The organism is Paenibacillus sp. GQ49 (assembly GCF_059759055.1).
Genome location: NZ_JCAXEL010000010.1, coordinates 23854 through 43008, shown reverse-complemented (window position 1 = coordinate 43008; position 19155 = coordinate 23854). Strand labels below are relative to the sequence as shown.

The following is a 19155-nucleotide window of genomic DNA, read 5'->3' as shown; positions in this document are numbered from 1 at the left end:
CGCTTCCCTATTTGCGGTTGGTACAATGATTTCATGAAGAGAGTGATTAACCGAAGCAAAAGATTCGGATTAGGGGAGGACATAGGCATGTCGTTTAAAGTGGCGTTTATCGGGGCAGGAAGTATCGGATTTACACGGGGATTGTTAAGGGATTTGCTCACGGTACCAGAGTTTAACAACATTGAAATTGCGTTCTGCGATATTAACCAGCACAATCTGGACATGGTGACTGAGCTGTGTCAGCGGGATATCCGTGAGAATGGATTGAATATTCAGATTCAGCCGACAACGGATCGGAAAGAAGCGTTGAAAGATGCGAAGTATGTACTGTGTACGATTCGTGTCGGGGGACTGGAAGCATTTGCAACCGATGTGGATATTCCACTGAAATATGGGGTAGATCAATGTGTTGGCGATACGCTGTGTGCAGGCGGCATTATGTACGGACAACGCGGAATCGCCGAGATGCTGGATATCTGTAAAGATATTCGTGAACAGAGCGCACCCGACGTGCTGCTCTTGAACTATTCCAATCCGATGGCGATGCTGACATGGGCTTGCAACAAGTACGGCGGTGTGCGGACGATCGGACTGTGTCATGGCGTACAGCATGGTCATCATCAGATTGCGGAAGCTTTTGGCTTGAAAAAGAGTGAAGTGGATATTGTCTGTGCCGGCATCAACCATCAGACCTGGTATATCCAGGCTTCTCATGAAGGTAAAGACCTTACAGGAGATCTGCTCGAAGCCTTCGAGAAACATCCGGAGTACAGCCGCACCGAGAAAGTACGGATTGATATGCTGCGCCGCTTTGGATATTACAGTACGGAATCGAATGGTCATCTGAGTGAATATGTGCCGTGGTACCGCAAACGTCCGGAAGAGATTAACGAATGGATCGACCTGGGCAATTGGATTAACGGAGAGACAGGTGGGTATCTGCGGGTATGTACTGAGGGGCGCAACTGGTTTGAGACTGATTTTCCAAACTGGATGAAGGATGAACCGATGCAATTCATTCCGGAAAAACGGGGCGAGGAGCACGGTTCGTACATTATTGAAGGACTGGAGACGGGACGTGTCTATCGTGGACATTTCAATACCGTTAATAATGGAGTAATCTCGAATCTGCCGGATGATGCAATTATTGAGGCACCGGGATATGTGGATCGTAACGGTATCTCCATGCCACATGTAGGCGATCTGCCCCTTGGCCCGGCTGCGGTATGTAATGTGAGCATTTCCGTGCAACGTCTTGCGGTTGAGGCCGCGGTGAACGGAGACGACAAATTACTTCGTCAGGCGTTCATGATGGACCCACTCGTGGGTGCCGTGTGTAATCCAAAAGAAATCTGGCAGATGGTCGACGAGATGCTGGTTGCACAGGCCCAGTGGTTGCCGCAGTATGGTGATGCGATTGCTGCCGCAGAAGCAAGACTTGCTGGGGGGGATCTAATCCCGACCAAGGAATATGAAGGTGCAGCACGTCTTAAGGTGAAAACGGTGGAAGAAATGAAACAGGATCGCGATGCTGCCAACAAAAACGCAGGTGAATCCGATAAAGGGAAAGATAGAGAGAAAGTGCAGCAATAGATGGAGGCAAGATGTACAATAACGAAATATAAACGGAATATGGAATCAAATGAAGAAAAACGAATAAGAAATATAAAGAGTAGACGGGCCCTCCCCAGTATTGGAGGGCCTGTTTGGTTTTATTTTGATTCAACGACATGAACCACAAACGTAAAAGAAGTATCTCCCAGGCTGATCTGTGAATCTTGAGGTGGAGACCAGCGGAGAATTGCACTGTAATAATGTGTCCCTGGTTCCTTGGGAAGTTGGAAGGTCCCCTCCGTAGAAGTAATGGATTGATTGCGCTTGTTCACATATTCAGAAATATTTATCTCATCTGGGGGGATATCTATACCCATATCTATGGATAAAGTCTCACCGACAAGAACTTGGGCGGGAGTGTTGTCTTCAAAATTTAGGCTAGCGTAATCAGCGCAGGCGCCTCCCCAACAATAACTGCCCTGGATAGCGGGAATAGAGATGCCGCTTTCGCTCTGAATAGTTGGCGTAGGAAGTTTCTGAGGTAAGTTGGATTCCGATTCCTGAACCTGTTCTAATCCCATTTCGATTTCCTTTGTAACATTACTTGGAGTCGAATTACAGCCAGATAATATCAGCATAGTTGAAAGAAATACCAATGTGGTCAAGGTTCTTAACGTATTGAAGAATTTTATTTGCAAGAGAGGAATGTTGTTAAAGTTACTCTTGCGATACATATTTACCATGTGTGAAGTATTACCTTTACAGACATAGTAATATGTCTTATAGTATACGCAGGATGGAAGAAAGTCGGTGAAACTCGCAGATGGATGTGCAAGTGATTAACAGTGATCTGATTCGGGGCAATATTGACCCCATTATTCTGAGTGTACTTATACCCGCAGATAACTATGGCTACAGCATTATTAAGGAGATCTATCGCAAGAGCGGAGAGCAGTTTGAATTGAAGGAACCCACGCTTTATTCCAGTTTGAAGAGGCTGGAGAAGAGTGGATATGTGGAGTCCTACTGGGGGGAAGAGACGCAGGGAGGACGACGCAAATATTACCGAATTACAACGCAAGGCCTCGAAGCCTATAGAGAGCAGGTTCATTCTTGGCAAGCAGCCAAGGCACTGATTGATTGCATGATTGTCACTGGAGAAAAAGGAGATGAAGACCTATGAGATTGGAAGATCGCATCACTCGTCATGTGAATCGTTTGTTCGCTCACGCACAAGATACATTAGACAATCGAGAATTAAAAGAAGAGATTCACAGCAATCTCGCTGCGCGGATTGACGATTATATCTCGCAGGGGATGAGTGAAGAGAAGGCGTTTCAGACCGCCATTCAGCATATCACTGGTATGGATGAAGTGATGAGTGACCATCGAAGAGTACAACGTGTTCCTTACTGGACAGCGTTGTTGCAGTCTGCTCTGATTTATAGCCTCATAGCCTGGATCATTACCATTCCAATGAGAGTGCTGATGCAAGGCTCCGCCATAAACAACCTGCTTATGATCGTGAGTCTCATTGTTGGTGGAACGTATGTGTTGTATATCTTGACCAACAAGACGAAAGATCCTGCAACTTCTGTTAAAACCACGGTTATACGAATCCCTGCCTTAGTGCAGTGGAATCGAAGAATATGGTGGTTGTGGGCGGCATTAATACTCGTCCTATGGGGGACGCAGGCAGCGTTGCGATTCGGAAGCAACATCTGGTTTAATCGACCCATTCAGGTGGATGGACCCTATCAGTTTGCTGTGATCGTCATTGCCTTTGCCATCCCATTACTGAGTGTTATTATTCCTTTGGTTGTGCATCGGGCGTATCGGATCGTTAGTAAGTATGAAGTGAGTGATGCGTTATGAGAATTAGAAACATATGGATTATAACACTTGTTGTGTTGGGCATCATTGGCTTAGTGATTGTTGAAGGTTTCGTTAATCCGAAGATCGAGGCGAAACAGGCTCGGTACGAGGAAGAGCAGCAGAATCCGCTGACACATGATTTTGCCGCGTTAGCCGAATATCGCAGTCCCTACATGGGTGATCATTCAAACCTTAGTCATCTGAATCAGGCTTTACCTTTACGTGAAAGATTGAATGGTTACCAACTGTACCCGGAGACGTTCACGGTCCAAGTGAATTATAGCTTGGATACGCGTGAGATGGATGCAGAGGAACTTGAGCGGATACTTGTATATAATGCGGTTGCGAACTTTGTTATGATTGATAATCTGGAGCAGATCGTCTACCAGTTTGAGAATACCAGCCATACCTTATGTCGTGAATCTGCCCAACAATGGACAGGTACGGAATTAAAGGAGCTTCAGAACCCGGAGCTATGGAATTCGACTGTACGCGAGAAGCTGGTAGAACCGGCACAAGTGAAAAAGGCTTTTTCACAGATTGTTGACAATTAAACTGTATGAAATAGAAGGAAATAGGCAAGAGACTCGACTCTTCTCCCATGCTATGTTATTATAAATCTCTGATAACGTGGTAACGAACTAAAGCGTTTGGGTTTTGGTTATAGACATGGAGGGGTTCGAGAGATGAGAAAAAAAGCGATTCTACTATTATTCGTTAGTATATGTGTATTGATTGTGGCGGGTTGTTCCAGTTCCGCAAGCAAAGACGTTAACACGATTGTTGTAGGAATTGATGACAAGTTCGCTCCAATGGGCTTCCGGGACGAGCAGAATGAAATTGTAGGTTTTGATATTGATTACGCAAGAGCTGCAGCGGAGAAAATGGGTAAAGAAATCACATTCCAGCCAATCGACTGGTCTTCCAAAGAGTCAGAGCTGAACAGTGGCCGAATCGACATGATCTGGAACGGGTACACCATTACGGATGAGCGTAAAGAGAAAGTGCTCTTCACGAAGCCGTATCTGGAAAACAGTCAAGTAGCTATTACCTTGGCAGACTCGCCAATCACAAAGCTGGATGAACTCGATGGTAAAAATGTGGGATTGCAGGCGCTGTCCTCCGCGGCAGATGCACTGGCAGCAAGTCCCCTGAAGGATAAAGTGAAAGCTTCCGAATTTAAGGATAACGTGCTTGCACTGACGGATCTGAAGACAAAGCGTCTGGATGCGGTCATCATTGATGAAGTGGTAGCGAGATACTACATGTCCAAAGAAGAGGGAACATTCAAACTGATGGATGAATCTCTTGCACCGGAACAATATGGCATTGGTATCAAAAAAGGCAATGAAGAACTTCTGAATCAGCTGCAAAAAGCGTTGGATGAGCTGAATGCAGACGGAACAGCTGCTAAAATCTCCGCCCAATGGTTGGGTGAAGATAAGGTTCTGAAATAGACAGGTTACACACCTGATATATAGTTAGAAACAAAACGGACCCCGTATTCCATGCTGGAGCGATTCATGCCCCAGAGGAATGCGGGGTTAACAGATTAGAGGAGACAAAACAATGAGTTGGGATTATCTATCGACCATTTTAAAACCTATGCTAGAGGGTGCGCAGACCACCATTTTCATGTTCTTGCTAGCGATCGTGTTATCTGTACCGCTTGGATTTGCGGTCACGCTTGCGATGAGAAGTCAGATTAAACTGCTGGCGTGGATTGCTCATACGTATGTATATGTGATGCGAGGAACACCGCTACTGCTCCAAATTCTATTCTTCTGCTTTGGTTTACCGTTGCTTCCGGTGATTGGAGAGTATCTGGTGTTTGATCGTTTTGTTGCAGCGGCGATTGCGTTCATCCTAAACTATGCGGCGTACTTCGCTGAAATCTTCAGGGGCGGACTGCTTTCCATTGATAAGGGGCAACATGAAGCGGCGAAGGTACTTGGATTGACAAAGTGGCAGACGATGACCAAAGTCATTATTCCTCAGATGATTCGTGTAGTATTGCCTGCAACGGCCAATGAGTCCATTACGCTCATCAAGGATACGGCACTGCTCTATGCCGTGGCTGTGCCTGAGCTGTTGTATTACGCCCAAGCGGCGGTAAATCGCGACATACAGCTGTTACCTTTCTTCGTGGCGGCGGTTATGTATCTGCTCATGACACTCGTACTCACCGTGCTGTTCAAGGCACTTGAGAAGCGGTTTTCATTTGAATAAATTAAATCTGATCAATCAAAGGACTGTCTGCACATGACACATATAATAGAAGTAAATCAATTGAGAAAATCATTCGGTACACTTGATGTGCTGAAGCAGGTATCCTTCAACGTGGAACCAGGCGAAGTAATTGCCGTGATTGGACCTTCGGGTTCGGGGAAAAGTACGATGCTGCGCAGCCTGATTCATCTGGAGGATATTTCGGGCGGAACGATTCGCATTCAGGACCAGACGTTGGTTGATAATGGCCGTTACGCGGGTGCCGCAGATATTCGCAAGATGACGGATCGTATGGGTATGGTATTCCAGCATTTCAACTTGTTCCCGCATCTGACCGTACAAGATAATCTGGAACTTGCACCAAAAACTTTGAAAAAAGAAAGCTCAAGCGTCATTCGGTACCGCAGTCTGGAATTACTCGGCAAAGTAGGGCTGTCGGACAAGGCTGATGTCTATCCAGCCAATCTGTCCGGTGGACAGAAACAGCGTGTTGCCATTGCTCGGGCACTGATGATGCAACCGGACATCCTCCTGTTCGATGAGCCGACATCGGCACTTGATCCGGAGCTGACCGGGGAAGTGCTGCGTGTCATCAAACAACTTGCACAGGAAAATATGACCATGATGATTGTCACGCATGAGATGGGCTTCGCCCGTGATGTTGCGGATCGCGTTTTCTTCATGGATAACGGGGAAATCGCAGAGGCGGGACCGCCAGAACAAATCTTCGGCAATCCAAAGCTTGCACGTACCCGGACGTTTTTACAGCGGGTGGAAGTGGAAGGATAGAAGAGACTTCAAATCTAAGAAATGTGGAAAGAACGCAATCCTTTGAGTAATAAGGGTGCGTTCTTTTTTTAAAAAATATAGCTTATGTCCACAGGTATATGTTCCAGATCATCAATACAAGGGTCAACACGATATAAGTTACTACATTCCAACGTGTTCGCATTCGATAAGTGGTGTAACTCATGATTCCAAACAAAACAATACTAAAACATAATACAGCTACATTATTTCGATAAAGAGCAATAGGTAGAAGCATCACAATCATAAGTATGTTCATTACTTTATCGATTTTCATCGTAGTGATCCCCCAAAGATATTCAGAAAAGTATTACGACTATAATAATATCTATATGTTAGAGGTATTCTTGATTTGTATCATCACACGGATAAACGGTTCTTAAATTCATATCCTTGAAGTACAATTTATAAGCTTGTGGATGTAGGTATATGCCCGGGGATGATGAGAATAAAATAAATCTAATGGTAATTCATAATTAACACAATATGGATATTATTATTCCTAATAATCGATTATAATGAACATACTTAAAGAACAGGGAGGATTTACCTTGGAACATCACAAAAATGATGTAGATCGTTATTATAACGACACGTTGCCACCACCGCCTTATGTAGTACCAAAGACCAATAGCAAGTCGATTGTATCACTAGTTTTGGGGATTCTGTCCGTCACGATTCCTTACGTGGGAATTTTAATCGGAATCGTCGCGATTATATTTGCATCTTTAGCCTTCAAAGAGATCAGAGTTCGCATGGAGCAAGGCAGAGGATTGGCCATTGCTGGACTTGTTTGTGGAATCATCGGTACAGCGATGTATGTATTACTTATTTTGCTCGTGCTATTGTTTAGTTTCGCTATCTCAAGTTCTGAAATTTACTCTACATACTAGAAATATGAAGTTAGCAAACTTAGATTGTATCTAAAACTAGAAAAGCAAAGGCGTACCTTAGCCAACACCTCTGTTGTCCATAAGAGGGGGGCTTAGGTACACGCCTTTGCTTTTTATTTTACTTTTTACAGGTGAAGTGCGACTTCACTGCTGACGTTTTCGTTCTCCGTGGTATGAGGCATCAGGAAATACGTTAAGGTTCCTCCCAGGCCAATCACGGCGAAGATGCACAGAATACCAATCTGATCCCAAGCCACACCGAACTGTCCACTTGAGATAACTGCTTTATAACCTGTTACCGAATAGGTCATAGGCAGCCATGGATTAAACACTTTCAGCCAATTTGGAATCAGTTCGAGCGGGAAGGTGCCTGCGCTGGTGGTGAGCTGGAAGATCAGCATCAGAATCGCGAGGAATCGTCCCGGATTCTCCAGCCAAGTCACCAGTGCCTGAATGATGTACATGAAGCTTAGACTGGTAACAAAGCTGAACAAGAGGAATAATGGAACGCTCTGAACACCCAGACCCAAGCCGTACAAGACCAGCCATGAAGCAAGCAGGGACTGCACTGCACTCATGAGTGTGAAAGCCAGCGTTTTACTCACAAAACGATTCCAGCCACTTGCCTCACTAACCGTGCTGCCGCGTGTTGGCACTACCAATGTGGCAATCAATGCGCCGACAAAGAGCCCAAGTGACAGGAAGTATGGCGAGAATCCTGTACCATAGTTGGGTACCTCATTATATTTATGCTCATCGACCTGAACAGGCTCTGCATACATGGTTACGAGTTCATCGGTCTTTTTTACACTACCCGTCTGCTCAGCCGCTTCATTCAACTTGGTGGCAAGTTCGCCAGAGCCGTCTGTTAGCTTAAGGGTACCTTCTTTTAACTGACCAGCACCTTCATCCAGCTTATGTGAGCCATCTGCAAGGGTTGAGATTCCATCAGTGAACTGGCTTACACCCGCAACCAGCTTGCCTGCACCAGCATCCAATTGACTTGAACCATCCGCAAGTTTGGCTCCTCCAGCGGCTGCTTCGGATAATTTGGAATTGAATTGTTGTAGACCAGTCGCAAGCATTTCTTGTCCGGCGGATAATTGCGTAGCTCCTTGTACAAGTTGTTGTTCACCCTTTACCAACTGGCTGCTGCCTTGATGCAGTTGTTGCTGCGCAGCATATAGGTTTTGGCTGCCTGCCACCAATTGCTGCCCGCCCTGATAGACCTGCTCGCTGCCAGTGGCTACAGCCTGACTTGCTGCCAGGAGCTGCTGCACAGTTGGACTTGCTGCCAGTTCTGGACTCGCTTCGGCTAATTGGGCAAGACCTTGCGCAACGGCCTTAGCACCCTCGCTAACTTTGCCACTGCCCTCAACAGAACTTTGCAGCCCAGCAGTAAGCTTTGAACTACCTTCCTCGGAAGCCGCCAGTCCTGCATCCAGCTTAGCTGCACCTTCTTGAGCGGATTGAATCCCTGCCTGTAACTGTTTGGCACCGGCTTCAGCCTGCAACGCACCGTTACCAAGCTTCGTGCCTGCTGCTGCCAATTGGGACAATCCATCGGACAGGGCACTCGCGCCAGTATGAAGATCACCTATGCCATGGGAGAGCGTAGTCGTACCTTCTTTTAACGGAACTACGCCCGTTTCCAGCTTGTCGGTGCCTGCCGCCAGTTTGGACAGGTTCTCTTTTAATGTAGCAGCACCCTCATCCAGCGTGATCACACCATCATGAATCTGACCTGCTCCATCCCCGGCATCTGCCAAACCACCAGAAATTTTTTCGACCTGATCCAATAGCGTTTCAGTGTACGATTCTGTGACTTTGGCAGCGACTTTGGAACGAATTTGTTTGACCGCCGTGCCGCCAATCTGACCCGCGAGGAAGTTGTATCCTTCATTGGGTTCATAGATCAGATCTGCCGGCTCGGGGTGCTCATCCATCAGGGTTGTTGCTTTGGTGGAAAAGTCCTCCGGAATCACAATCGTCATGTAATACTTGTTGTCTTGCATACCTTGTTCTGCTTGTTCACGAGTCACGAATTGCCAGTTGAAATCATCACTTTTTTTCAATTCATCGACCAGATTCTGACCGACCTCCAGTGATTTGTCATTATAGACTGCACCCTGATCCGTGTTGACCACGGCTACAGGTAATTCATTCATTTTGCCATAGGGGTCCCAGAATGCGTTCAGGAACAGGCCACTATACAGCACCGGAATGAACAGTACAACGAGAATCGGAATAAATACTTTTGGTTTTTTTAAGGCGGACTTCAGATCCTGCCCAAACACGTGGAATGATTTCATCATGTTCTCTCCCTATCCTTACGCTAATCCGTGTGTTCTATCTCTATTATGTGTTGAATCTAGTGACACGTCTTTCTCTAGGTGGGGGATAAGCCATTCTTGAGAAAGAGGCCCACAAAATCCTTGATCTGATCTTTGTGCAACGTAGGATGCGCTTTGTTCCAATCCGAGGTTAAGGTGACATACAGCTTCAGCAGGACAAAAGAAACCAACTTGGGATCATCCCTGCGAATCTGCTCTAACTCCATGGCACGGCTCACCTGACGCTCCAGGTATTCAAGAATGGCTGTCTCCACTTTCTGCAAACCTTCCTTGGCCTGTGGCGTACCGAACTCGTTGACCTCCTGAAAGAGTTTGATCAACAGCTCATGTTCCTCCCGATACTCCAGCAAAGAATCCATACTCATATGCACGTTATCCAGAAAGGAGTTCTCTTCCTTCACAGTCTGCTCTGTAATCTGTCTCATATCCGCAATGATCGAGCGCAGAATCTCGCTAAACAGTTCTTCTTTATTTTCGAAAAAAGTATAGATCGTTCCCTTGCCCACATTGGCAAGTCTCGCAACCTGCTCCATCGTTGTGGCTTTGTAGCCAAACAAGGCAAAGGATTTCTCGGCAGAATCCATCACCTGTTGCCTTCGATCTATCGTTTTCATGGCATAAACACCTCCTTGTAGGTTGAAAGGATAATGGTAAGGTAAACCCTTTATTGACCGTTTTACTATTGTGGTCAGTTGGTCGTTAACAACTGTAGCACTTGAACAGGGAAGATGGATGTGATCTTTGTCATGGTATGGATAGGGCAGGTGCAAATGTGATGCTCACATGAAAACCCTGGGGGATTCGCCCTTAAGGCAACACGTAGGCATAATTTGAATGAATAATGATATGGAAAGTCATAGAATAATAGTGAAAAACCGTGTTATTAGTGGTCAAATCGTTAAGATACGTACTTTTTCGCTGTCGCACTCCGTATGGAGTGCGTGGATTGAAATATTGTCCTTAATGACCGTGTTAATGGGAAATAACTCACATTAAAGAAGTACATTGGAACGGCAAATACCTACTTATGACTGGGAAGTTTTATAATTCACATGAACATGTAAAACAGCTTTGGGCTTACATATTGACGATGAAATTACTCAGCATTAGAAATTCAATTCCAAATGACTATACTTGGAATGTGTATTACTTGATGTAAAATGTAATACTTTAACATTAAAGTATTACATTGTAGTATAGGTAATAGAGTAGGAGGTAGTAGTGTATGAGTATGTATGAATCAGGTAAGGTAACTTCGAAAGGACAGGTTACAATTCCAGTTGAGGTAAGGAAACAACTAGGTATAGCTACAGGCGACAAAATTATTGTAATTATCCAAAATGGCGAAGCAAAATTAGAAGTTAGGAAACAGAAAAAGTTAACTGATCTTGTAGGGATCTTAAAGACAGGTCAAGAACATGATCTTCAGGAAGCTAGGAAGTCAGCGATTGACTGGGTGGGGAACAGTTACAAAAAAGGGGAATAGCAATGGATTTTTTGGCTGATACAAACATACTAGTACGGTTGTTCACTCAAGACGATAAGGAGCAGTTTGAAAAAGTTTCTGAAATGCTAGATAGCGGAGATTTTCAGATAATTGTTTCATCACCAGTAATTATTGAAACATGTTTGGTCCTGAAATCACATTACAAGCATTCTAATGTTGATGTAGGAAATGCCCTGCTTAGTCTATCGCAAATTGATAACATTATCTTTGAAGAAGATTACATGAAAGATGCGTTAAGGCTGTTTGTTGAAAAAGGTAACGTTGACATTGTGGACTGTTATCTTAGCGCAAAATCAAAAACAATTAACATGCCAGTAGTAACATGGGACAGTGATTTTAAGAAGCTGGGATGCGAGTATTACAAGCCAAATCAACTTTAAATGTTGTTAGGTGATTAAAATTCTGGTAAGAGGACGAGAATGGATTTTGTATCTAACTGAGCTCCTAATTCCTGTAATAAAAACACAGATAGTTGTACTAGCTTTTGCCATTGGAGGTTCAACAATCAGTTGATGACACCGCTGTCTGTTAAATGATACTGGGAAGGTATAGAGCCTACCCTGGTAACAACAAAAAACCAAGGCTTCGAGTTAGTCACTCATGAGCCTTGGTTTTTTTACTGTGTCGTATTCTTGTTATCTGTTTCGTATTGCTTCTATTCTGCGCGTACTTTAAAGAATGAGATCAGTTCTTGCAGTTGCTCGGATACAACCGAGAGCTCATCGGAGGCACTCACAATGGCTGCCATGGAGGCTTCCTGCTCATCAATTGACTGCTCAATTTGTTTACTGCTGCTTGCTGCCTTGCTGACATTGGCAGACAGTTCATCGGCCGTAGCAGACATTTCCTGTGTGCTTGCCGAGATTTCTTCAGTAGAACTGGAGATATCCTGAATCTGGTTTGCAACTTTATTCGTAGCAGTCAGAATATTCTCGAAGAATACACCAGTCTCTTGGGTAACTTCCAAGCCTTTGGTAACTTCCTTGGAACCCAACTGCATCGCTTCGGAAGACTGCATGATATCCCGTTGAATTTCTTCAATTAACTGTCGAATTTGCTTCGCTGATTCCTGCGATTGCTCTGCCAGGTTACGTACCTCACCTGCAACCACGGCAAAACCTCTTCCTTCTTCACCTGCGCGGGCTGCCTCGATTGAAGCGTTAAGTGCAAGCAAGTTGGTTTGTCCAGCAATCTCCGTAATTACGTTAACAATGTTGCTAATCTGGTTCGAGTTATTTTCCAAAGACTGAATCGAGTTTGACGTATTTTGCACTGCACCGGAGATCAGACGCATCTGCTCAATGACTTGTTGCATCACCACATTACCCGTGCTGGAGCGCTGCTCCATGCTGAGTGCTTCATCTGCCACATCTGCTGAGCTGCTGGCGATCGTCTGCACTACCGTTGACATCTCTGTCATGGCACGTGCGTTCTCCACAGTGGCTTTGTCTTGTGACACCAGTCCAGTAGATATTTCTCGAATATTGGTGCTGATGGATTGAATGTTCGCATTATTTTTCTCGGAAATGCCTAGTAGTTGTTTGGAAGATTCCGAGAGGTGATGCGAAGTATTCTGTACTTTATAGATGGTTGTATTGAATCGATGGATCATCGCATTGAACTTCTCGTTGATGATACCCAGATCATCTCGTCCGGTATCGATGGTTACGTCGAGATTACCCGTGCTGACTTCTTCGATCCCTTTCATCAGATTGCGGATCGGAAGCAACGTTCTTTTCAGCAAAATGAATTGCAACACCATGAACAGGATCAGGAAACCGATCAGGAACATCAAACCGTACGTAAGCAGTTTGTTCAGACCTTTTGGAACGGCACTTGCATCTACATCGAAGTAAAGAGCAGCGTACATGGAGCCATCTGCGTTATTAATCGGATAGATCAGAGTGGTCCAGGTTCCGTACTCATCCGTGTAGAAATCACTGAAGGCAGGTTTTCCGTCCTTTTTCATCTGTTCCAGCACTACGACGTTATTCTGAGGCAGCGGGTACATGGCACCTGCAGGCAGATTACCTTCCTCGAATGGTTCCAACAGGTTGGTTGGAATCGCGATGATGGACGTTCCGTTTCCTTCCTCAAGTTCTGAACCAAAAATGTACGCTTGCGCGATGTTTGGATAGAATTCATGGATGGAATCGAGATAAGCTTTCATTTCCAGCTGTACAGGACCGGAGTAGCTTTTTTCCTTAGCCGCTTCTGCTACTTTAGCAGTGTCGAGATCATCGTACCATTTCTGGGTGATGACGGTAGCCTGGTCGTGCAACTGTTCAACCAAGATATTTTTTTGCAATTGATACGCGGCAGTAATCAGGATTACACCGATCAACATGATGCTGCCGAATGAAATCACCAAATTTTTGATGAAGAAAGGCATGGTACTCCAGCGAAGCTTATTTAACAAGATGGTTCACTCCTTCTACGATTGTGAAAATGCACTATACCTGGATGGGATGCTACACGCTATGTAATCTAATGAATATTTAGTGAAAAATTGTTATCGTGCAACTTCTATAATTCTGAATTTTACTGTGGTTACGTGACAATTGCTCATGCTTCAGTATGCTTCTTACATTGTTCCATGGTCTACTTCACTTATAGGACCCCCAGGTAAGTTACTTCGTAGATTATATCGTTATAAAGTCATATTAATATTAGCTTTTAGAGCAAAAATGGTTCTAAGGTACTGGTTCTGTGGGCGTGTTTTTCGTTTTAGATCTTTATTATTACGTTTGTTAATGCAAGGTTCTAGCGAGGTCCCCATTCGTATGGGGGCTTTTTGGGCTTGTTTGTCATGACCTAAAGAAAACACAAGTGAACGAAAAGACAGTCCATTGTTGCCCTTTCGCAGGAACGCTAAGATGAAGTTGTTAAAGCGTTTACATCACGTAATGAAGGGAGCTTAAATCGGATGCCAGAAATTAAGATCAGGCTGTATGAGGGCAGGACGGATGAGCAAAAGCAGGAGATAGTGGAGGTGTTCACACGCGAGCTCTCGCGTATTATCGACCGTGAGCCAGATTACATTTCCATCGAATTCAATGAAATCCCATGGGACGAGAACGTTCCTGATAACTTGAGAAGCACGCAATCACAGAAGCAGGGAGGGGAGAAGACGTGAAGCCGGCAGATATCGTGCCACCAAGCCGGGGTGCAACCGGACTTCACTCGTCTGGTCTGGGCGCTCGGCTCGGAGATGCGGGACGTTATCTGTGGCGATACCGGATATTATATCTGCTCTCCTTACCGGGTATCCTGTATTTTTTCCTCTTCAAATATGTACCTTTATTCGGTTCAGTGATTGCCTTTCAGAACTACAACATTTTCAAAGGCATTACCGGAAGTGATTGGGTAGGTCTGGAGCATTTCCAGAAGATGTTCAGCCATTATGATTTTTTAAGAATTCTCAATAACACACTTCTGCTTGGACTGTATGATCTGGTGATTGCATTCCCGGTACCGATCTTACTGGCGATTCTGTTGAATGAAGTACGGATGATTGTGTTTAAGCGTTTGCTGCAAACGATTGTATACATGCCTCACTTTCTGTCCTGGGTCGTCATTAGCGGTATCTTCATGGGTATTTTCTCGATGGATGCCGGGGTGGTCAACAAGGCACTTGGATTTCTGGGCATGCAACCGATCTACTTCCTTGGAGAAGATTCGTACATTCGTTCCATTCTGATCGGTTCCGGGATCTGGCGTGACTCCGGGTACGGAACGATTATTTTCCTGGCTGCCATTGCGGGCATCAATCCCGATCTGTATGAGGCGGCAGAGGTGGATGGAGCTGGACGTTTGAAGCAAATATGGTCGATTACTCTGCCATCCTTGCTGCCAACGATTATGATTTTGTTGCTGCTGCACATCGGGAAGTTCCTTGATCTGGGCTTTGAGCGTGTATTTGTATTCCTGAATCCGCTCAATCTGGAATCTGGCGAGATTCTCGATACGTACATCTACAAAGCGGGGCTTCTCTCACAGCAATACAGCTATACAACAGCCATCGGGTTGTTCAAGTCGGTGGTAGGCTTGATGCTTATTCTACTCGGTAACTTCTTTAGCAAAAAAACAACCGGCGAAAGCCTGTATTAGGAGGCGAGGTGGATGCGTACCCCCAGTGTCCGTTACCGTATATTTCGCATTGGAAATCTCGTTTTTCTTACGCTGCTCTCGTTGACGATGATTCTGCCTTTCATTAATGTACTGGCCCAGTCACTTAGCAGCTCGGAAGCGATCATGGGCGGAAAGGTCAGCTTCTGGCCTGTAGCTTTTACCTGGATCAATTATGAATATGTATTCGGCGATGCTGCCTTCTGGCGAGCCTTTGCGGTATCGGTTGGGGTAACGTTAGTGGGTACGCTGGTCAATCTCGCCGCAACGGCATCACTCGCGTATCCCGTGTCTCGTCCAGAGTACAAAGGTCGCTCTCTAGTTGTCATGTTTGTCCTGGTGACCGTCGTATTCTCGGCGCCGCTCATTCCGAATTTTATCCTGATGAAAGAGTTACACCTAGTCAACAATCCGCTGGTGCTGATTGTGCCAGGAGCGATTAACGCCTTTAACTTTTTCGTCATGCGTTCGTTCTTCTCACAGCTGCCGGGTGAATTGATCGACGCTGCCCGCATCGATGGCTGTGGAGAGTTTGGCATCATCTGGCGTATCGTTATTCCATTATCCAAACCGGCTATGGCATCACTCGGCATTTTCTATGCGGTGGGCCACTGGAATGCGTATTCTACCGCGCTTTATTATCTGAATGATCCGGCCTGGTGGCCGATCCAGGTTACACTCAAGAAGCTGTTTGAGAGTGACGATATTTCCGTCGATCCGGGTTCTGCCGTCTATAGCACCCTTGCACATACATCGCCGGAAGGCATCAAAATGGCGACCATCATCATCGCCACCTTGCCAATCATTATCATTTATCCTTTCCTGCAAAAGCATTTTGTAAAAGGAATCATGGTCGGCTCCGTCAAATCTTAACTACAAGCAGCATACAGATCTGACGGAAACGGGGGAATGGCGATGTTCAGAATCTTGATTACGGACGATGAACCGATGATTCGGATGGGTCTGGCGAAGATGATTGAGCAAGCAGGACTGTTTGATTGTGAGATTCGGCAGGCGGCGCATGGGGAAGAGGCCCTTCAGGTGGTGAAAGACTTTCGGCCACACATTCTGTTCACGGATATTCGCATGCCAACGATGGATGGTATTGAGCTGTGCCGACGTTTATCCGAGCAAGGCAGTACGATGCGCATTATTGTAGTCTCCGGTTATTCAGACTTTGAATATGCAAGAGCCTGTATGGATTATGGGGTAAAGCGATATCTGCTCAAGCCTGTGGGACGACAGGAGCTTCATGAACTGCTGCTCAAATTGCTGGCATCCGAAGAGGATAAACCTACGGTATCCCTTGTACCCGTGAGGGAGCTGAATGATTGGGCGATGCGTCTGGAAGAGGCCATATGGGAGTTAAGGTATTCCGATGTGACGGAGCTGCTCGCAGCGTGGTCTGAACGTTATCCTGCGTATGCCCTGATGCCTGAGCAGACATCGGAGCTTTTTCAGGAATTGTTGGAATTGATTGTGGCCCGCATGAACGCCCGTGGCAACGGAACGATGAGTACGTCCAGTGAGATAATTGTAAGCGCTTCCTCAAAAGAGTGTTTCGAGGCTCTGGGCAACGAGATCCACACGTTAATGAAGACGATCAAGGAAAAGCGCAGTGGCAAGCGCAAGCATCCAGTGGAAGAAGCAAAAGCCTATCTGGAGAAGCACTTGCGCCGTGAAGTTTCACTGGACGAGATTGCTGCCAAGTTGGGACTGAACCCGTCCTACTTCAGCCAACTGTTTAAACAGACGACAGGTCAGACCTTTATCCAATACCGGATACGCAGCAAAATGGAACTGGCCAAACGCATGCTGGAACAGCCGGGCAACCGGATTACGGATATATCCTACGAAGTGGGGTATGCGGATCATCCCCATTTTACGAAGACATTCAAGAAAATTACCGGACTGACCCCGTCCGAATATCGCAGTAAGTTGGGCATTGAATGATGAAGCGCAGCCTGTCGATCCGCCTGTTCTTTCATTTTGCCATCGTAATTACGTTGTCCCTGTCTGCCATTGGCTTGTTTACCTATACCTATGCCTCGACTGAGATGAACGATCAACTGGCGGACAACATCGCCCAAACGATGCGTAACACGGCGTACCAGACCGATCTGTATTTGCAAAATTATGATCGCGCAACCTACTCCATCCTCTCAAATGGAAGTGTGAAGCACTTCCTCGATATGAGTTCGGAGGATAGTTATGCCTATTACGAGTATAGCCGCCAGATTAAAAGGAACGTGTTCCCGCCTGTTTTTATGTTATATCCACAGATCAAGTTCCTGTATGTTATCGGGGAGAACGGGCGGGTTGTCATCGATGACAACCAGAATTCAGCGGGCATACCCGATATCGATGCTGCACAGCAGTATAAGGAGTTGCTCGCTGCAACCCCTGCGAATGGTGAATCGACTCTGCTCACCCGCAGTATTCGCAGTGGACAGAATGCAAACGTCATTACGATTGCGCGCCGGATCAGGGGGGTATCCTCCTATACACCAAACGGAGTGCTGGCGATGGAAGTGAATGTGCTGGAACTTGACAACATCTGGGGTGAACTCGACCTCGGTCAAGGGGGCTATCAGTATGTGATGGATCAGAACGGAAATGTCATCTACACTCCTGGGGACGAGGAGGCGCAGACCGTGATGTCGTCCAGCACCGTGGACAGACTTATGCACATGGAGGCAGGGTCACTGGAACAGAACACGGATGGCACCAAACGGCTGTTTATATCGGAGCTGTCTGCCTATTCGGGCTGGCGGTTTGTTGCTTCCGTGCCGCTGTCGGAGCTTCAAAGGCCGATTGCAACGATCCGCTCAGCTACATTATGGGTTGGTGCAGGGACCTTGCTCGCTGCGCTTGTGGTGGCCTACCGGATCGGAGCATCTCAAGTAGAACCGATTCGGGTGCTGATGAACGGAATGAGACAGACGGAGAAGGGAATCTGGAACAAGGTGGAGATGAAGGAAAGGCGCGATGAGATCGGAGTGCTGATTCGCAGCTATAATCTGATGGTCAGTCGTTTGTCGGACATGATTGAGAGTGTATATGAGTCGGAGCTGCGCCGCCAGAAGTCGGAAATTGAGCTACAGCAGGAAGCGTTGGAACGACACCGTGCGGAATTTCAGGCGCTCCAGTTGCAGATCAATCCGCATTTTCTATACAACACATTGGAGACGATCAAATGTTATGCCGTCGTACAGGATTCCGAAGAAATTACACAGATGGTGGAATCGATGGCTCATATGCTCCGTTATTCCATTCAGACCAATCTGGAGGAAATTACGGTTGCCAATGAGTTGAAGCATGTGCTGGCCTACCTTTCCATCATGAAACATCGTATGGATCGGGAGCTTGAAGTTGAGGTCATCATTGCACCGGATCTATTGTTGGAAAAAATGGTTCGTCTCACCCTCCAGCCCCTGGTGGAAAATGTGCTACAACATGCGTTTCCACGGGGCATGGAACCGGGTCATTTTATCCGTATCGATGCTCGGCGTCTGGATGATCGATTTCTTGTCATCGTTCAGGATAATGGTATGGGCATGAGCAAGGCACGTCTGGAGAAACTGCGTCGCCGTCTGGAACTGAACCGTCTGGCAGGTGAAGACACCGATGATGTTTATCATCGCGGGGGCATCGGACTTATGAATGTACATCGCCGGATTCAGCTCGTATTTGGGGAGACGTACGGCTTGATGATGGAGAGTGAGGAAGGTATGGGAACGACCATTACGATGGCGCTTCCGGCGGACCAGCACAGCAAGCGAATTTAATTCAAACCAATAACAAGGAG

At 46.1% G+C, this 19155-nt stretch carries 19 protein-coding genes; 15 read left to right on the top strand and 4 right to left on the bottom strand.

Annotation, left to right across the window (positions count from 1 at the left end; all coding sequences use genetic code 11):
* Positions 1-87 precede the first annotated feature (87 nt).
* Positions 88-1593: an alpha-glucosidase/alpha-galactosidase gene (locus AC6CIF_RS18160; RefSeq protein ID WP_498200874.1), complete on the top strand. Its 1506-nt coding sequence runs from the start codon at positions 88-90 to the stop codon at positions 1591-1593.
* A gap of 119 nt (positions 1594-1712) precedes the next feature.
* On the opposite strand, the gene AC6CIF_RS18155 is transcribed toward AC6CIF_RS18160, so the two are convergent.
* Positions 1713-2297 carry a hypothetical protein gene (locus AC6CIF_RS18155; protein WP_498200872.1) on the bottom strand — a complete coding sequence of 195 codons (585 nt, stop codon included), beginning with the start codon at positions 2295-2297 and terminating at the stop codon, positions 1713-1715.
* An 80-nt stretch (positions 2298-2377) separates the two neighbouring features.
* On the opposite strand from AC6CIF_RS18155, the gene AC6CIF_RS18150 reads away from it, so the two are divergent.
* The 7 genes from AC6CIF_RS18150 (at position 2378) to AC6CIF_RS18120 (ending at position 7358) form a co-directional block, all read left to right on the top strand.
* Positions 2378-2737 (top strand): PadR family transcriptional regulator, encoded by a 360-nt coding sequence (locus AC6CIF_RS18150; RefSeq protein WP_498200870.1) that lies wholly within the window; start codon positions 2378-2380, stop codon positions 2735-2737.
* Positions 2734-3429 (top strand): permease prefix domain 1-containing protein, encoded by a 696-nt coding sequence (locus tag AC6CIF_RS18145; protein ID WP_498200869.1) that lies wholly within the window; start codon positions 2734-2736, stop codon positions 3427-3429. Before AC6CIF_RS18150 ends, AC6CIF_RS18145 begins: the two co-directional genes overlap by 4 nt.
* The gene (locus tag AC6CIF_RS18140) at positions 3426-3983 is read left to right on the top strand and encodes a DUF4825 domain-containing protein (RefSeq protein WP_498200867.1); all 558 of its coding nucleotides are present in this window, start codon (positions 3426-3428) and stop codon (positions 3981-3983) included. The genes AC6CIF_RS18145 and AC6CIF_RS18140 overlap by 4 nt, the downstream gene beginning before the upstream one ends.
* 132 nt (positions 3984-4115) lie before the next feature.
* Complete coding sequence (locus AC6CIF_RS18135) at positions 4116-4886, top strand: amino acid ABC transporter substrate-binding protein (RefSeq protein ID WP_498200866.1); 771 nt, start codon at positions 4116-4118, stop codon at positions 4884-4886.
* 112 nt (positions 4887-4998) lie between these two features.
* Entirely contained in the window at positions 4999-5658 is a 660-nt protein-coding gene (locus tag AC6CIF_RS18130; RefSeq protein WP_433751206.1) for an amino acid ABC transporter permease, read from the top strand.
* A gap of 33 nt (positions 5659-5691) precedes the next feature.
* Positions 5692-6447: an amino acid ABC transporter ATP-binding protein gene (locus tag AC6CIF_RS18125; RefSeq protein ID WP_458460064.1), complete on the top strand. Its 756-nt coding sequence runs from the start codon at positions 5692-5694 to the stop codon at positions 6445-6447.
* Positions 6448-7016: 569 nt separating this feature from the next.
* A complete protein-coding gene (locus tag AC6CIF_RS18120; protein ID WP_498200863.1) occupies positions 7017-7358 on the top strand; it encodes a DUF4190 domain-containing protein in 342 nt (113 codons plus the stop codon).
* A gap of 125 nt (positions 7359-7483) precedes the next feature.
* Here the strand turns inward: AC6CIF_RS18120 and AC6CIF_RS18115 are convergent, their stop codons facing one another.
* On the bottom strand, positions 7484-9670 hold the full coding sequence (locus tag AC6CIF_RS18115) for a YhgE/Pip family protein (protein WP_498201048.1): 2187 nt from the start codon (positions 9668-9670) through the stop codon (positions 7484-7486).
* Positions 9671-9747: 77 nt separating this feature from the next.
* The gene (locus tag AC6CIF_RS18110) at positions 9748-10326 is read right to left on the bottom strand and encodes a TetR/AcrR family transcriptional regulator (RefSeq protein WP_062837398.1); all 579 of its coding nucleotides are present in this window, start codon (positions 10324-10326) and stop codon (positions 9748-9750) included.
* 611 nt (positions 10327-10937) lie between these two features.
* Here AC6CIF_RS18110 and AC6CIF_RS18105 point away from each other — a divergent pair.
* Positions 10938-11198 (top strand): AbrB/MazE/SpoVT family DNA-binding domain-containing protein, encoded by a 261-nt coding sequence (locus tag AC6CIF_RS18105; protein WP_100528578.1) that lies wholly within the window; start codon positions 10938-10940, stop codon positions 11196-11198.
* A 2-nt stretch (positions 11199-11200) separates the two neighbouring features.
* Positions 11201-11599, top strand: coding sequence for a type II toxin-antitoxin system VapC family toxin (locus AC6CIF_RS18100; RefSeq protein WP_498200862.1), 399 nt, complete (start codon positions 11201-11203; stop codon positions 11597-11599).
* Between the two features lie 275 nt (positions 11600-11874).
* Here AC6CIF_RS18100 and AC6CIF_RS18095 read toward each other — a convergent pair whose 3' ends face one another.
* On the bottom strand, positions 11875-13611 hold the full coding sequence (locus tag AC6CIF_RS18095) for a methyl-accepting chemotaxis protein (protein ID WP_498201047.1): 1737 nt from the start codon (positions 13609-13611) through the stop codon (positions 11875-11877).
* A 534-nt stretch (positions 13612-14145) separates the two neighbouring features.
* On the opposite strand from AC6CIF_RS18095, the gene AC6CIF_RS18090 reads away from it, so the two are divergent.
* Genes AC6CIF_RS18090 through AC6CIF_RS18070 form a run of 5 tightly spaced genes read left to right on the top strand, consistent with a single transcriptional unit; the run spans position 14146 to position 19135 of the window.
* The gene (locus tag AC6CIF_RS18090) at positions 14146-14355 is read left to right on the top strand and encodes a tautomerase family protein (RefSeq protein WP_498200861.1); all 210 of its coding nucleotides are present in this window, start codon (positions 14146-14148) and stop codon (positions 14353-14355) included.
* Between the two features lie 56 nt (positions 14356-14411).
* A complete protein-coding gene (locus AC6CIF_RS18085) occupies positions 14412-15329 on the top strand; it encodes an ABC transporter permease (protein WP_237176915.1) in 918 nt (305 codons plus the stop codon).
* A 12-nt stretch (positions 15330-15341) separates the two neighbouring features.
* Positions 15342-16220: a carbohydrate ABC transporter permease gene (locus AC6CIF_RS18080; protein ID WP_074093756.1), complete on the top strand. Its 879-nt coding sequence runs from the start codon at positions 15342-15344 to the stop codon at positions 16218-16220.
* A gap of 42 nt (positions 16221-16262) precedes the next feature.
* Positions 16263-17300, top strand: coding sequence for a response regulator transcription factor (locus AC6CIF_RS18075; RefSeq protein ID WP_498200859.1), 1038 nt, complete (start codon positions 16263-16265; stop codon positions 17298-17300).
* Positions 17297-19135: a cache domain-containing sensor histidine kinase gene (locus AC6CIF_RS18070; RefSeq protein WP_498200857.1), complete on the top strand. Its 1839-nt coding sequence runs from the start codon at positions 17297-17299 to the stop codon at positions 19133-19135. Before AC6CIF_RS18075 ends, AC6CIF_RS18070 begins: the two co-directional genes overlap by 4 nt.
* Positions 19136-19155: the final 20 nt, after the last annotated feature.

What these genes read in the sequence shown, in the direction of transcription:
- AC6CIF_RS18160 (WP_498200874.1), top strand. Translation starts at nt 88, where the DNA reads ATGTCGTTTAAAGTGGCGTTTATCGGGGCAGGAAGTATCGGATTTACA.
- AC6CIF_RS18155 (WP_498200872.1), bottom strand. Translation starts at nt 2,297, where the DNA reads ATGGTAAATATGTATCGCAAGAGTAACTTTAACAACATTCCTCTCTTG.
- AC6CIF_RS18150 (WP_498200870.1), top strand. Translation starts at nt 2,378, where the DNA reads ATGGATGTGCAAGTGATTAACAGTGATCTGATTCGGGGCAATATTGAC.
- AC6CIF_RS18145 (WP_498200869.1), top strand. Translation starts at nt 2,734, where the DNA reads ATGAGATTGGAAGATCGCATCACTCGTCATGTGAATCGTTTGTTCGCT.
- AC6CIF_RS18140 (WP_498200867.1), top strand. Translation starts at nt 3,426, where the DNA reads ATGAGAATTAGAAACATATGGATTATAACACTTGTTGTGTTGGGCATC.
- AC6CIF_RS18135 (WP_498200866.1), top strand. Translation starts at nt 4,116, where the DNA reads ATGAGAAAAAAAGCGATTCTACTATTATTCGTTAGTATATGTGTATTG.
- AC6CIF_RS18130 (WP_433751206.1), top strand. Translation starts at nt 4,999, where the DNA reads ATGAGTTGGGATTATCTATCGACCATTTTAAAACCTATGCTAGAGGGT.
- AC6CIF_RS18125 (WP_458460064.1), top strand. Translation starts at nt 5,692, where the DNA reads ATGACACATATAATAGAAGTAAATCAATTGAGAAAATCATTCGGTACA.
- AC6CIF_RS18115 (WP_498201048.1), bottom strand. Translation starts at nt 9,670, where the DNA reads ATGAAATCATTCCACGTGTTTGGGCAGGATCTGAAGTCCGCCTTAAAA.
- AC6CIF_RS18110 (WP_062837398.1), bottom strand. Translation starts at nt 10,326, where the DNA reads ATGAAAACGATAGATCGAAGGCAACAGGTGATGGATTCTGCCGAGAAA.
- AC6CIF_RS18105 (WP_100528578.1), top strand. Translation starts at nt 10,938, where the DNA reads ATGAGTATGTATGAATCAGGTAAGGTAACTTCGAAAGGACAGGTTACA.
- AC6CIF_RS18100 (WP_498200862.1), top strand. Translation starts at nt 11,201, where the DNA reads ATGGATTTTTTGGCTGATACAAACATACTAGTACGGTTGTTCACTCAA.
- AC6CIF_RS18095 (WP_498201047.1), bottom strand. Translation starts at nt 13,611, where the DNA reads ATGCCTTTCTTCATCAAAAATTTGGTGATTTCATTCGGCAGCATCATG.
- AC6CIF_RS18090 (WP_498200861.1), top strand. Translation starts at nt 14,146, where the DNA reads ATGCCAGAAATTAAGATCAGGCTGTATGAGGGCAGGACGGATGAGCAA.
- AC6CIF_RS18080 (WP_074093756.1), top strand. Translation starts at nt 15,342, where the DNA reads ATGCGTACCCCCAGTGTCCGTTACCGTATATTTCGCATTGGAAATCTC.
- AC6CIF_RS18075 (WP_498200859.1), top strand. Translation starts at nt 16,263, where the DNA reads ATGTTCAGAATCTTGATTACGGACGATGAACCGATGATTCGGATGGGT.
- AC6CIF_RS18070 (WP_498200857.1), top strand. Translation starts at nt 17,297, where the DNA reads ATGATGAAGCGCAGCCTGTCGATCCGCCTGTTCTTTCATTTTGCCATC.